Genomic DNA, 14,673 nt, shown 5'->3' on the forward strand with positions numbered 1-14,673 from the left:
GGGCGCAAGATGCATATTGCAGTCGATATTGGAGCATCAAGCGGCCGTCTCGTCACTGGTGAATTGAAAGAGGGGAAGCTTGTCATACAGGAGATTCACCGGTTTGCGAATGGCTATCAGAAACAGGGGGCTTATCAGTGCTGGGATATTGATCATTTGGAAGAACAAATTTTACGTGGGCTTCAAATTGCCAAGCGGCAGGGTATCCAATCATGTACGCTTGGAATCGATACATGGGCAGTGGATTATGTTTTACTAGGGAAGGATGGTGAGCGGTTGCGTGAGGTAATCGCTTACCGGGATTCCCGGACGGATGATGTGATGGAGCAGGTATGGAAAACGGTACCTAAGCATGATATCTACCGGAAAACAGGCATCCAATTCCAACCCTTCAATACAATCTATCAGCTTTTTACTGAAAATGAGGAGCTGATCGGGCGGACCGAAACAGTGCTGCTTGTACCAGATTATCTTCATTACCGGCTGACCGGTAAAAAAGTGATGGAAGCAACCAATGCTTCCACGATGCAATTATTTGATCCACTCACACGTGACTTCGACGAAGATTTGCTTGCCTTGACCAGTTTTCAATCCAAGCAGTTTGCCCCGTTGGTAGAAGCCGGTACAGTAATCGGCGAAATCAAAGGGACATTGCAAAAGCAATATGACCTGCCTGCCTGCACTGTGATTGCTGTCGGATCCCATGATACTGCATCTGCCATTGCTGGTGTACCAGCAGCCGGGGAAGGGTGGGCCTATCTTAGCAGCGGCACCTGGTCTTTGATCGGGACCGAACGAAGCGAGCCTATCTTGGACGACAGCAGCTTGGATAAAAATTTCACGAATGAGTGGGGAATCAACAAAACTTACCGATATCTAAAAAATATCATCGGGATGTGGATGATTCAGGAGATAAGAAGATTATACCCGGTGGATTACAATTTTGGTGAGATGGCCGAGGAAGCTAGTCGGACAGACTTGAAACAGGTGCCTTCCATAGACCTGAATGATCCAAGGTTTTTGAAGCCGGCCAATATGATTGAGGAATTGCAGGATTATTGCCGTGAAACCGATCAATATGTGCCGACTAACATCGGAGAACTGGGTCTGACGGTCTATCATAATCTAGCCATGCTTTATAGTGAAGCATTGGAAGAGCTGGAACTGCTGACGGGAACAAGCATCCGAACTTTGCACATCGTCGGCGGCGGTTCACAGAATCAAGTGCTCAATCAGCTGACAGCCGATTACAGCGGTTTACAGGTAATTACAGGTCCAACAGAAGCGACTGCGCTAGGTAACTTGATCGTCCAAATAATAGCGGCAGGGGAGCTGGATTCCTTGGAAGCAGGCAGACAGCTTATCCGCAGCTCCTTCCCTGTGCGAACCTATCTGCCGGCAGATCAAGGTTTGCTGGATAAGGAAAGGAGGAGAATTCATGATTCGAAAAGCTAGTGTGATGTATGTTTATCAGGATAAATTCGCTGAGTACAAAAAACGCCATGATGAGCTATGGCCGGAGATGGAGCAAGTGCTCAAGGAGCATGGTGTCAGCAACTACAGCATTTTCCTGCACGAGCCGACTGCAATGCTGTTTGCCTATCTGGAAGCGGAATCCGAGGAAATGCATGCCAGGATTGCACAGACGGAGACGTGTCAGCGATGGTGGGCATACATGAAGGATATCATGCAGACCAATCCCGATAATAGTCCGGTCAGTGAAGCGATGAAAGAAGTATTCCATTTACATTAAGGAGGAAGACAAATGACAGTGATAAAAGCGTTTGAAATGGCAAAATCAGTGTATGAGTCACTAGGAGTCGATGTAGAAGCGGCATTGGCAAAATTGAAAACGATACCAATAAGCATTCACTGCTGGCAGGGGGACGATATCGGCGGCTTTGAAGTGCAGCAGAATGAACTTTCAGGCGGTATCGATGTGACTGGCAACTACCCTGGAAAGGCGACAACGCCAAAAGAGCTGCGTGCCGACCTGGAAATGGCGCTCAGCCTGATTCCTGGCAAGCATCGCATCAACCTGCACGCTATCTATGCAGAAACCGATGGCCAGCATGTCGAGCGAAATGAAATAAAGCCGGAGCATTTCCGCAACTGGGTGGAGTGGGCGAAGCAGCATGGTCTAGGATTGGATTTTAATCCGACTGTCTTCTCGCACGAAAAAGCAGCCGATGGTCTGACACTTGCTCATCCCGATGAAGAAATCCGACAGTTCTGGATCGAGCATTGTATCGCTTCGCGCCGGATCGGGGAATATTTCGGCAAAGAGCTAGGAACGGCGAGTCTTACAAATATTTGGGTCCCTGATGGTTATAAGGATGTGCCGAGTGACCGTCTGACGCCAAGGGAGCGCCTGAAACGATCACTCGATCAAATATTTGCTGTCGAAATCGATGAAACCTACAATATCGATGCCGTGGAAAGCAAATTATTCGGTATCGGTTCCGAGTCCTATGTTGTCGGGTCCCATGAATTCTACGTGGGTTATAGTCTGACCCGCGGCAAACATCTGCTGATGGATACCGGTCATTATCATCCGACAGAGATGGTTTCCAACAAAATAAGCGGCATGCTTCCGTTTACGGATAAAATTGCTTTGCATGTTTCCCGGCCAGTTCGATGGGACAGTGATCATGTGGTGACATTTGACGATGAATTGAAGGAAATCGCACTTGAGCTAGTCCGCAATGATGCGCTTGAAAACATTCGCATCGGGCTTGATTTCTTCGATGCCAGCATCAATCGCGTTGCCGCTTGGGTAATCGGCACCCGTAATATGCAAAAGGCATTGCTTTATGCGCTTCTGACACCTCATAAAGAATTGAAAGAATACCAGGAGAAGGGACAATTCACGGATAGACTCATGCTGATGGAAGAACTGAAAAGCTATCCATTCGGCGCCATCTGGGATTATTTCTGCCAGGAAATGCAAGTACCGCGCGGAACTGCCTGGTGGCAGCATGTTCAGGAGTATGAAAGAAATGAAATGGCACATCGGTAACACGCAAGATTATGCTACACTATAATCAAAACGTGGTAAAGGCAGGAAAAGGTATGTTAGTTGCAGAAAGACAAAGGAAGATCGTCGAACTGGTGAACGAACGGGCAAGCGTCCGGGTCACCGAGCTTAGCTCGCTCTTCCATGTGACCGAGGAGACAATACGGCGTGACCTGGAAAAGCTGGAGAAGGAACAGCTGCTGCATCGCAGCCATGGCGGAGCTGTGCGGATCGAAGAAGGAGCTACGGAAATTGCCCATGAAGCACGCGAAGTGATGCATATGCAACAAAAGCAGGCAATTGCCAGAGCAGCAGTCGCCGATATCCATACCGGGGAACGAATCATTCTCGATGCCAGTACGACGGCATGGTATATGGCAAAAGAATTGCCGAATATGCCGCTGACGATCATCACCAACAGCATCAAAGTGGCACTTGCCTGCAGTACAAAGGATCAGATTCGGGTCATTTCGCTCGGCGGGCAGCTTCTGTCCAAATCTTTATCCTTTGTTGGTCCGCTGACAGAGAGATCATTGACGACATATTACGTGGATAAGACTTTCCTATCTTGCAAGAGTGTGCACCTCGAGCATGGCTTGAGCGATTCGAACGAACAGCAGGCAATCGTTAAGAAACAGATGATCGAGATAGCAGGACAAACAATCCTTCTAGCTGATTCCAGTAAATTCGGAAAGCGCGCTTTTGCCACCATTACCGGGCTGAATAAAATTTCGAAGGTCTACACAGATACAGGCATAGATTCGATCACGAGAAGCTATTTTGAAAAACAGAACATGGAGTTCCAAGCTGTGAACTAATCAACCGACCCCTAAGGATGATTTCATGTATAAAAAATGATTGTCCTGCTTATCTTGTTGACTTTTGTAAGCGTTTGCAACAAAAGCGAGATTCTTTATGTGCAAGAAACTCCAGCCCCTGAAGCCAAGCCGGTTCAAGAGGAGAAAATTGATATCGCAGTTGTACCGAAGGTGATGGACATACCTTACTTCCAGGCTGTCCGGGAGGGAGTGGAGGAAGCAGCCAAGTCATCCGGAGCCATTATCCATTTCAAATGGCAAATCCAGCTCAGCAAGAAGAAATCATTGATACATTCAAAAAACAAGAGGTCGATGTCCTGGCAGTCAGCGTAATCGACCCGGATCGCCTGACACCGATCCTGACAGGAGTCAGGCGAAAGGGGATAACTGTGCTGACATGGGATGCGGATTCACACCCAGAGGGCAGGGATTTCTTTATCAATATGGTCGATGCCGAAAAACTGGCAGAGCACCTGCTGGATAGTTTGGCAGCACAAATCGGGGAAGAAGGCGAGTATGGATCGAATGGATGAAAAAGGAACTTGAAAAAGAAGAATACAAGGATATCGAACTTGTCAAAGTAGCTTACGGAGATGATTTGCGCGATAAGAGTGTATCCGAAACAGAAGCATTGTTGAAATCTTATCCAGATCTAAAAGCAATCATCGCACCTACGACTGTCGGTATTGCCGCAGCAGGCAAAGTGCTTACCGATAAAGGTTTGGAAGGAGAAGTGGTCCTGACTGGCTTGGGGTTGCCGAGTGAAATGGCGACATATATTGAAAGCGGCGTCAGCCCATGGATGTATCTGTGGAATCCGATTGATGTTGGAAAAGGCGCTGCATATGCTGCCTACGAATTAGGTGAAGGCAACATCACTGGCGAATTAGGAGAGAAAGTAGATTTGCGTGATCTTGGTGAAGTGGAAGTAGTCGAAGATGACGAGGGCACACGGATCATGCTGGGTGATCCGTTTAAATTCGATGAATCCAATATAGATGAATGGAAAGATGTATATTGACTGACATGTGACCGGGGACTTTGCATCCCCCGGTTTTTTTGGTGGGGAAAATCGATCTTGTTTATGTTTTCGAATAGGCATATCCGTTACAGGAAAATACGTGAAAAAGAACGTATGTATATAAAAATGAGTACAACTCAGAAACATATCTGAAATTTTGTAAGCGCTCTTATCAATTAGAGAATGAAAGCGGAGAATGGATGATGAGGGAGGAATGTGCGATTATAAAGTATTTAAAACTCATGAAAATGCGCCATCGATATTTTATTGCAATAACGCTTATTTCGATCATCCCGCTGGCTGTACTTGGCATAACTTCGTATTATGTTGCGAAGACAACATTGATGAATCAACAAATCAATACAATGCAGACTCAAGTGAAAGCATCTAGTGAGCGTGCGGATGTCCTGTTGAAGAATATCATCAATATGCAGCGATTGATAGCTTGGAACAGTGATATGCAAGCGGAGTTAAAAAAGAGCGCCGATATAACTTCCGACTCTTCCCGGGAGATGGAGAAAAGTATGGGGGAACGGATGGAGCATCTTTTATACAGCTATTTTATCGATACGCAGGATGTGGATTCCGTTTGTATATTCGATAAGCATTTTCGTGCTTTTTGTTATGGGAACAGCAGCAGTATGGGAAAGTATGATACAAGCGGAGGTGCAGTTCATGGAATAGATTCGCAGGATTGGTACAGACAAACGGAGGCGGCGGAAGGAAAAGTTTTGTTTTTTAGCCGCAATGTACTGCTGGATGATCCGTCCTCGAATACGTTTTCGTCCGTAAAGCTGCTGCGTGATTCGGATAATGTTTTTGAACAGCAAATTCTCGGAGTCCTGGTCGTGAACATTCATAAGTCTATTTTTTCGAGAGTCATAGAAGAGAGCCCAAATAGTGAATCTGTCATTCTGGACCAAGCAGAGACATCGAATCGAGTTGTTTATACGGAGCCGATTGCCAATCCAGAAAAGAAAAGCAAGCTTTCTCTCCTTCAAAGAGATGATTTTCCAGAAGAGAATCATTTAATCAGCAGCTATCGGAATGAAACGACAGGATGGGCTTTTGTTCATATTATCGAAAAAGATGTTTTATTCAATGAAACTTACTTTATACGGAATGCAACGGGAATACTCGTTGGATTGATGGCGTTCTTGGCACTGATACTTTCCTTTATTACCTCTGGCAGAATTATGCATCCTCTGACGCAACTGAAAAAGTTGATTGTGGACTGGATGAAAACGACAAAAGAAAGACAGGCGGAAATAGCTTCTGATGACATAAGTTTGATAAGTAATACATTCAAACAAGTGACTTCCGAAAACATGGAGCTGAATCATTTGCTGATCCGCTCGAAACTGGAGATCAAAGAGGCAGAGCTTAACCTCCTGCAAGCCCAAATAAAGCCGCATTTTTTGTACAACACATTGGACGCTATCTATTGGATGGCGATCATGAATGATAATCAAGACATTGCCAAAATGACGAGTGCTCTTTCAGAAACTTTTAAGCTTAGCTTGAGTAAAGGGAAAGAAATGATAACCGTAGATGATGAATTGGCTCATATTCGTCACTATGTAACGATTCAGCAGCTGCGATTTCCTAATCGTATTACTTATGAAGAAGACGTTGACGATGCGCTCCTTGATATGGAATTTCTAAAACTATTGCTGCAGCCGTTAGTCGAAAATGCCATCTATCATGGACTGGAACCGAAAATGAGTCCGGGAATAGTTCGGTTGACTGGAAAAATCAACAACGATGAAACGATTTTTATCATTGAAGATAATGGTGTAGGAATAGAAGAGATGTCGAATACGACCAAGGGCTTTGGACTGAAAAATGTGCAGCAGCGCATGGAATTATATTACCCCTCCTCCACTTTTTCCATAAGGAGTGAAATGAATCTTGGTACTACTGTAGAGCTTCGTTTTCCAATCAAGACAAGGGGGGATTCCTGATGTTTCGTGCAGCTCTTTTTGATGATGAATTCATTGTTGTGCAAGGGCTTCAAACAATGGTATGTTGGGATAAATTTGGAATCGAGCTGATCGGTACTGCTCAAAATGGGGTGGAAGCGCTTGATTTCTTTGAAGCAAATAAACCGGATATCATCTTGACCGACATTCGAATGCCCGGGTTGGATGGTCTAGCTCTCATCGAAAGGATTTTGGAGATAGAACCGACCACCTTATGTATTGTATTCAGTGGATTTAACGATACAGCATATTTAAAGAAAGCGATTAAGCTGGGAGTTGTTGATTATCTTGAAAAACCGGTAACTTTATCTAAAGTAGAGGATGTCCTGGAACGAACGATAAAAAAAGCAAATCAGATCCAGCGGGTTAAGACATTGGAGACAGACTGGGAATTAAATCAGCAAGAACGTTTAAAACGCGCCCTGCTTCAGTTGATGCTTCACCATGAAGAAGGGGAGAGGGAATGGGAGCAAGTGATGCAGAACTATCCTAAAAAGGTGTACGGATTCACGGTTCTGGCACTTGCTACGGAAGATGCTATCCAACTGAAGAAACCTAATCTTAATAGCGTTACGATTCGTTCGGGAAAAGAGTACTTTCTCGTCCTTCTTCATCTTACAGCACTATCATGTCAACAAGATTTGGTCACATCAAGTGTAAAAGGTAAGGTAGGGGTAGGCCGGACCTATACGGAGCCAAGGGAACTGTATAAAAGCTATCAACAAGCACAAAAAGCATGCCGTTATGCAAAATTCTTGGAAGTGCCTTTACTTCATTATGATGATCTTGATACAGATAATACTGCCCCGCAAGACTTCTCAGGCATGGAAAAGTCAATCTTTGTTTGTTTACGGACAATTGATGAAGCCAGTATGAAGGAACATGTAATGGATTGGATGAAAGAACTCTGTCAAACACGTCAGCTTGAAATTATGGAAAGAGAAATTCTTCGTCTTGTTTACCTAGGACTGGAAGTTGCAAAAGAAAATGGCGCACAAGTCCCCATTTACGATTATTACCAAGAAATCAAAACATTGGATACAAGCGAAGCAATGGAGAATTGGCTGTTATCCAAGATGATCAGTTTTTTAGATGGAATCCGACAAGCCAAGCAGACAGAAAGCCAGGGGACGGTCGAATGGGCGAAAGTGTTTCTCGAAAATCATTACCACAAAGACATCACACTGCAGGATGTCGCAGCTCGAGCAGGCATGAATACCACATACTTCAGCTTGCTGTTCAAGGAGACTACAGGCACCACCTATATCAAATACTTGACCAGCCTACGGATTGAAAAAGCAAAGGAATTGCTGCTTGATGGGGGGAAAGTGAAGGACGTCAGTGAGAAGGTGGGGTATCATAGCTATCGTCATTTCACGGAAGTGTTTAAAAAACATACTGGTATAAGTCCTGGATTGTACAAAGAGAAGCAAGGAAAAAGCGCTACATGAAAAAATCGGATACCTTTCCAAATTATCCGGACTTAAATCCCCTTTTGTAAGCGTTTACAATAGAGGTGTAAAGAAATTAATCAAAAGCAATGGAGGGATAAAATGAACAAGTTAAAGAAGTTTCTTTCCTTGTTTTGTGTAACAGTGCTTCTCGTTGGCTTATTAGCAGGATGCGGAGGTGCAAATTCTTCATCAACTTCAGGTGAAGAGGATACGGTGACCGTCCTTATTTCCAATGATTCGTCTAGGACTGCAATCGAGGCAGTAACAGATTATATAGAAGAAGAGTATGGAATCAAAACCGTATTCGAAACAAGACCTGGTGGTACAGAAGGCGATAATATCATGAAAACGCGCCTAGCCACTGGTGATATGGCTGATATTGCCTTCTACAACTCTGGATCTTTACTGCAAGCGTTGAATCCAGCGCAGAATTTTGTCGATTTAAGCAAAGAACCGTATATGGATAAAGTACTTGATACGTTTAAAGATACTGTTTCCGATGATAGTGGTGCGATCTATGGTATTCCAGCTACCTCTGTCATGGTGGGGGCTTGGTTTTATAATAAAAAAGTGTATGAGGAGCTAGGCTTAGAGGTTCCGAAAACATGGGATGAACTCATGGCCAATAATGAAAAGATCAAAGAGGCAGGTAAAACGGCTGTCATTGGAACATACAAAGAAACGTGGACCAGTCAGCTGATTGTATTAGGTGATAACTACAATGTTTTGGCGGAGAATCCGTCCTTCCCGGAAGAATATACGGCAAACAAAGCGAAATTGGCAACTACTCCTGCTGCCCTGCGCAGCTTTGAAAAATTGCAGGAAGTCTATGACGAGGGGTACATGAATGATGATTTCCTGGCAACCAACTATGATGCTGGAATCAAAATGCTCGCTGAAGGCACCGGCGCGCATTATCCCATGCTGTCACAGGTGTTACCGCTCCTTGCAACAAATTACCCGGACCAGCTGAATGATATCGGAGTATTTCCTCAGCCAGGTGATAGTCTGGAAAAAAATGGATTTACGGCCTGGATGCCGCATGCCTTCTATTTGAATAAAAAAGGTGAAAAAGTGGAGACTGCGAAGAAATGGGCCGAAGCTTTCCTTTCCGATGAGGGAGTAAAGAGATTCGTCGAGGCAGCTTCCCTGGACGGACCATTGGCAGTGGAAGGAGTGGAACTCCCGGACGATGTTCCACAGGCGGTAAAAGATATGCTTCCATATTTTGAAGAAGGGAATACGGCTCCTGCCCTCGAATTTTTGAGCCCGCTTAAAGGACCGAATCTTGAACAAATCACAACCGAAGTAGGCAGCGGCGGCAAGACGGCAAAAGAAGGAGCGGAACTTTACGATCAAGATGTAGAGAAACAAGCAAAACAACTTGGATTGGAAGGATGGTAGGAAGGACTAGCAGGGGAGCCCGCTCGTACGGGGTGCCCTTGATTAAAAGGAGAGACTAAAAATCGTGCGAAAAAAAATGAAATCGAACCCATACACGTACTTCTTTTTACTGCCGGCTGCCGCTGTTTATCTTATCTTCTTCATCTTACCGACTATATTGTCCTTTTTCTTCAGCATGACATGGTGGACGTTAACGGATTGGAAGTTTATCGGTCTGGAGAATTTTAAAGTATTCCTATCAGAACCTTCCATGAACATCGGCTTTAAAAATACAGTCATTTATGCAGTCGTTACAAGCGGTTTGAAAGTCATTCTGGGGCTGCTGCTCGGTGTATTCCTTAGTATGCGCCTGCGGTCGGTTGGTTTCATCCGCTCGATGGTTTTTTTTCCTGCCCTCCTCAGTACCATAGCCGTCGGAATTGCATTTTCCACCTTGATGCATCCGTCACAGGGAATGATCAATGCCGCGCTCTCATTTTTCGGTGTCGCAGGTCCTGACTGGCTCGGTGATACAAAGATCGCCTTGTTATCTGTCGCTTTAGTCGATGTGTGGAAAGGGGTCGGCATCGCGACGGTCATCTTCATCGCAGGCATCATGTCCATTCCGCAGGAGTATCATGAAGCACTCTCGATTGATGGTGGAAATGCTTGGCATCGATTTCGGAATATCACGCTGCCTCTTAGCCGGCCTGCTATGAATACGGTGATCATTTTATCCTTTATTGGTGGTCTTCGTACGTTCGATTTGATTTGGACCATGACAAAGGGAGGTCCAGGATTCAGCACGGATATCATCGCTTCTATCATTTACAAGCAATATCAAGCAGGTTTTTACGGGATTTCAACGGCAGGTAATGTGATCCTGTTCATCGTGGTAGCTGCACTAGCCTTTCCGTTATATCTCTATTTGAACAGAAAAGAGGTGGATATGTAATGGCTAAAATGATGGCCCCCTCATCTATGCTGGAAAGGAAGTCCAATGCTCACAGAACGGCTAAACAGAAAAAGAGCAGAACAGCAGGAAGATTAATTGCAGAAGTATTTGCGGTGGCAGTGACCATTCTGCTATTTGGCATTCCGTTGTATTTTGTATTTGTAAATGCTGCAAAAGACACACAAGAGTCCTCCTTGCTCAATATGTCATGGCCAAGTACATTTCAGCTGATGGAGAATATTCAGCTGGTATTTGCAGCTGAAAATGGAATGATTCTACGTGCGTTTTTCAATAGTGCCATGATTACGATTGTTTCAATCGTATTGCTCATCCTTTTCGGTGCAATGGCGGGCTATGTGTTACACCGTAAACGTACAAAAAGCACCCCGTTCATCAATTTTTTGATTTTGGTGGGACTTATCATTCCGCCCGCAGTGGTACCGACTATCTGGGTGTTGGAAAGTATCGGTCTTTTCAAGACGATGCCGGGCATCATCCTGGTAGAAGTCGCACTGCATCTACCATTCACCGTCATGCTTTATCGAGCCTTTATGGCAACCATACCAAAACAGCTGGATGAGGCGGCAGTGATAGACGGCTGCGGAAAGCTGAGGCTGTTTTTCTCTATCATTCTGCCGCTGTTAAAACCTGTGTCGGCAACTGTTATCGTGCTTACGGCAGTCGGAGTCTACAACGATTTCGTTAATCCGCTTTACTTTTTCCCAGGGGCAGAAAATGCGACCTTACAGCTGACGCTTTACAATTTTATGAGTTTGTACAGCACACAATGGAATTTGCTGTTTACAAATATTCTTCTCATTTCGCTGCCACCGCTTGTATTGTTTATTTTCTTCAATAAACGGATTGTAGCGGGGATGACAGCAGGTTCGATCAAGTAATCATTTTGAGGGAGGTTTCTTTATGAGAAAACAAGCAACAGTTGTAGGTGATTTAAGGGTGGAATATCGAATCAAGCCAATGGGAATTGATGCAGAAAAACCACGTTTCAGCTGGAAAATGACATCTGCTGGCTCAGGTCAAAAGCAAACAGCATATCAAATCTTAGTCGCACAGAGTCCGGACCGCTTGACTCCTCAGGCTGCAGACTATTGGGATAGCGGGAAAGTAAAATCCGATAAATCTGTTGCCGTACATTATGCAGGGAAGGAACTCCTGCCTTCTTATAAGTACTACTGGAAAGTCCTCGTTTGGGATGAAAAAGAAACACTGATAGAGTCAGAGGAAAGCTATTTTGAAACAGGGCTGTTCAGTGATCATGCAATGGAAAATTGGAGCAAAGCTAAATGGATAGCCATGGCTGGGAAGAAGGATAAAAAAGCAAGTGCCGTGATGTTTCGCAGGGAAGTGAGGCTTCCTAAAAGAGTGAAAGAAGCAAGGCTTTATGTAACTGCACTCGGGGCTTATACAATTTATGTAAACGGAAATAAAATGGGATTCCTTCAAGAAGATAACACAGTTGCCGAGGAACTGCTGACACCAGGCTGGACGAATTATGATAAAATCATTCATTATTTCACTTACGACGTTACCAAGCATCTTGCCCCCGGGGATAATATATTAGCTGCTCAACTTGGTAATGGCTGGTATAACAGCAGGATCGGGGAGGGAAGCACCTACCATAAAGAGGATGGGAACGACCTGGGGCTGCTTGTGAAATTAGCGGTGACTTTTGAAGATGGTTCGGCGGAAATAATCATTTCAGATACAAACGGTCAATGGAAAGCAACAGATCAAGGACCTATTCGAGAAAATGATATATACGATGGCGAAGTGTATGATGCAACTATGGAGCTGGATGGATGGCTGGAAAAAGGATATGATGACGCGGCATGGTCTTCGGTTAAGGAGCACTCTTTCCCGGCATCCTTCCCGAAGGCAAAACTTAAAGCTTATCCGGCAAAGCCGGCTCTCATAATGTCAGAACTTGAACAGCAGCCGGAGTCCATTACTGTATATCATGGTGTTCTGCCAGATTACCAAGGTGAAAATGGCCGTGGAAAGATTAAAGTCGTAAAAGAGTACCAGCCTTCCGACTTGGACACAGGCTTTGCATTAAAGCATGGGGAAACTGCAATCATTGACTTGGGACAGAATATGGTCGGTGTACCAAGCTATACGGTAAAGGGAGAAATGGGAACGCAAATTCAAATACGATTCGGTGAAATCACGAATGATGATAGTAAGGGTGCGGATGGTCCTGAAGGCTCTGTTTATTTTGAGAATCTGAGGACTGCCAAGCAAACAAGTCTTTATACGTTAAAAGGGGAAGCAGCTGGAGAAATTCATCAGGATTCCATGACTTTCTATGGTTTTCGGTTTGCAGAGATTAAGGTGCTGACAGCCGATGCATCGGTGGAAATTTTACAATTTACCGGGAAGGTGGCATCTTCGTCCATTGATGACACGGGGAAATTACTAACTTCTAATGATGCTGTGAATCAGCTTTATCATAATGTGAAGTGGGGACACAGAGGAAATTACTTCTGGGTTCCAACCGACTGTCCGCAGCGCGACGAACGCTTAGGCTGGACTGGTGATACACAAGTTTTTGCCAACACTGCTCTATATAATGCAGAATCTGTCCTGTTTTTGGAAACGTATATGGATACCCTCGTAGATTCACAGGACTTGTATGGATTCGATCGAGCTTCCTTCACTTCCGTTGCCCCCGGAGGCAAGTGGGCAAACCTCAATAGTTATGCCAGGACTGGGAAGGGGCCAAAAGGCCAAGCAGGCTGGGCCGAAGTAGGAATCATCCTTCCGTGGACAATCTGGCAAATGACAGGTGATGACAGCAGTATCAAGAAGCATTACCCTTCCATGGTGAAGTACATGGACTGGCTGTACAGCTTATCTGGTGACAGCTATCGTGGCGCTGCAGGTATCGGTGACTGGCTGGCATTTCAAGGAAGCGGCAATCAATTTGTGAGTGATATTTATTACGCCTATGCTGCCGATTTGATGAGCAGCATGGCGAGACATATTGGCAAAGATGAGGACGCGGGAAAATACGAAGTGCTGTTCACGAACATCAAAGCGGCTTTTATCAAGCGTTATATTGCAGAGGATGATCACAAGAACCCTGTAATCAAATCATCCCTGATGGAAAATCCAGAAGATATATTCGAAGAAGGGATAGACGTATATAAAGCAACGAAAGAGGATAACAGCCAATTTGCATTACTTTGGGTATTAAAGCTTGGCCTCTATGAGAACCAGGAGCAAAAAGCGAAATTTATAGAGGTATTAAAGGAAAATATCAAAAATGATGCAGCATACAAAGCTGCGCATCCAGACAGCACGCGCGTAAAGTATGCGGAGAATACTTTATCTGTAGGATTTCTTGGTGTTCATGTGATAGCCCCTGTTTTATCGGATGTTGGCAGTTCCGATCTTGCTTATAGTTTATTGCTTCAAGATCAGATGCCTTCTTGGCTGTATTCTGTAAAAAATGGTGCTACAACGATTTGGGAGCGATGGAATTCATACTCCAAGGAAGATGGTTTCGGTTATGTTGGGATGAATTCATTTAATCACTATGCGTATGGAGCTATTGCCGAATGGATGTATAAGTATATGGCAGGCATCAGCAATGATCCGGATAAGCCAGGATTCAAGCATATCCTATTACAGCCTGTCGTTGATGGAAGCAAACGAATCACGGTCGTTCAAGGGGAATATGATTCTGTTTATGGAGTCATTAAAAGCGGATGGAGAATAAATGGTGATAGCGTATCTTATAAAGTGACGATTCCAGCAAACACGACAGCAACTTTAAAACTCCCAGCCGGAAAAGAGACACAGGAAGCGGACGATGCGGGCGTTACCTTTAAAGGAATTCAAGAAGGAAAAGCTGTGTACGAATTGGACTCTGGAAGTTACGAATTCAAAATGAAGCTATATTAAAAAAGAGGGAAGCTGTCAAATAGGGACTGACCCCATAGGCTGAGACAAATAAAAAACACCTTCAAGGTTGAAAACGGATGATTGTTATCCGAAATAATACTTGGAGGTGTTTTTTCT

Annotated in this window: 11 protein-coding genes and 1 pseudogene; all 12 read left to right on the forward strand. The window is 44.6% G+C overall.

The window, feature by feature from the left end; translation table 11 throughout:
* Positions 1-9: 9 nt before the first annotated feature.
* The 12 genes and pseudogenes from rhaB (at position 10) to BLQ53_RS17100 (ending at position 14,556) form a co-directional block, all read left to right on the forward strand.
* Positions 10-1,455 (forward strand): rhamnulokinase, encoded by a 1,446-nt coding sequence (rhaB, locus tag BLQ53_RS17045; RefSeq protein ID WP_093728519.1) that lies wholly within the window; start codon positions 10-12, stop codon positions 1,453-1,455.
* A complete protein-coding gene (gene rhaM / locus BLQ53_RS17050; RefSeq protein WP_093728520.1) occupies positions 1,439-1,753 on the forward strand; it encodes an L-rhamnose mutarotase in 315 nt (104 codons plus the stop codon). The genes rhaB and rhaM overlap by 17 nt, the downstream gene beginning before the upstream one ends.
* Positions 1,754-1,765: 12 nt before the next feature.
* Entirely contained in the window at positions 1,766-3,019 is a 1,254-nt protein-coding gene (gene rhaA, locus BLQ53_RS17055) for an L-rhamnose isomerase (RefSeq protein WP_093728521.1), read from the forward strand.
* Between the two features lie 53 nt (positions 3,020-3,072).
* On the forward strand, positions 3,073-3,834 hold the full coding sequence (locus BLQ53_RS17060; protein ID WP_093728522.1) for a DeoR/GlpR family DNA-binding transcription regulator: 762 nt from the start codon (positions 3,073-3,075) through the stop codon (positions 3,832-3,834).
* A gap of 99 nt (positions 3,835-3,933) precedes the next feature.
* Complete coding sequence (locus BLQ53_RS19235) at positions 3,934-4,167, forward strand: hypothetical protein (RefSeq protein ID WP_244499388.1); 234 nt, start codon at positions 3,934-3,936, stop codon at positions 4,165-4,167.
* Positions 4,089-4,855: pseudogene (locus BLQ53_RS19240) on the forward strand (substrate-binding domain-containing protein). Before BLQ53_RS19235 ends, BLQ53_RS19240 begins: the two are co-directional and overlap by 79 nt.
* A 203-nt stretch (positions 4,856-5,058) precedes the next feature.
* A complete protein-coding gene (locus BLQ53_RS17075) occupies positions 5,059-6,819 on the forward strand; it encodes a cache domain-containing sensor histidine kinase (RefSeq protein WP_170829756.1) in 1,761 nt (586 codons plus the stop codon).
* Positions 6,819-8,288, forward strand: a complete 1,470-nt coding sequence (locus tag BLQ53_RS17080; protein ID WP_093728526.1) for a response regulator transcription factor — start codon at positions 6,819-6,821, stop codon at positions 8,286-8,288. Before BLQ53_RS17075 ends, BLQ53_RS17080 begins: the two co-directional genes overlap by 1 nt.
* A 102-nt stretch (positions 8,289-8,390) precedes the next feature.
* Positions 8,391-9,695 (forward strand): ABC transporter substrate-binding protein, encoded by a 1,305-nt coding sequence (locus tag BLQ53_RS17085; protein ID WP_093728527.1) that lies wholly within the window; start codon positions 8,391-8,393, stop codon positions 9,693-9,695.
* 76 nt (positions 9,696-9,771) lie between these two features.
* Positions 9,772-10,629: a carbohydrate ABC transporter permease gene (locus BLQ53_RS17090; protein WP_093728533.1), complete on the forward strand. Its 858-nt coding sequence runs from the start codon at positions 9,772-9,774 to the stop codon at positions 10,627-10,629.
* Complete coding sequence (locus BLQ53_RS17095) at positions 10,629-11,528, forward strand: carbohydrate ABC transporter permease (protein WP_425288317.1); 900 nt, start codon at positions 10,629-10,631, stop codon at positions 11,526-11,528. Before BLQ53_RS17090 ends, BLQ53_RS17095 begins: the two co-directional genes overlap by 1 nt.
* Before the next feature lie 22 nt (positions 11,529-11,550).
* The gene (locus BLQ53_RS17100) at positions 11,551-14,556 is read left to right on the forward strand and encodes a family 78 glycoside hydrolase catalytic domain (protein ID WP_093728528.1); all 3,006 of its coding nucleotides are present in this window, start codon (positions 11,551-11,553) and stop codon (positions 14,554-14,556) included.
* The last annotated feature ends 117 nt before the right edge of the window (positions 14,557-14,673 follow it).

The sequence above is a fragment of the Terribacillus halophilus genome, from assembly GCF_900101385.1.
Classification (GTDB): Bacteria; Bacillota; Bacilli; order Bacillales; family Amphibacillaceae; genus Terribacillus; species Terribacillus halophilus.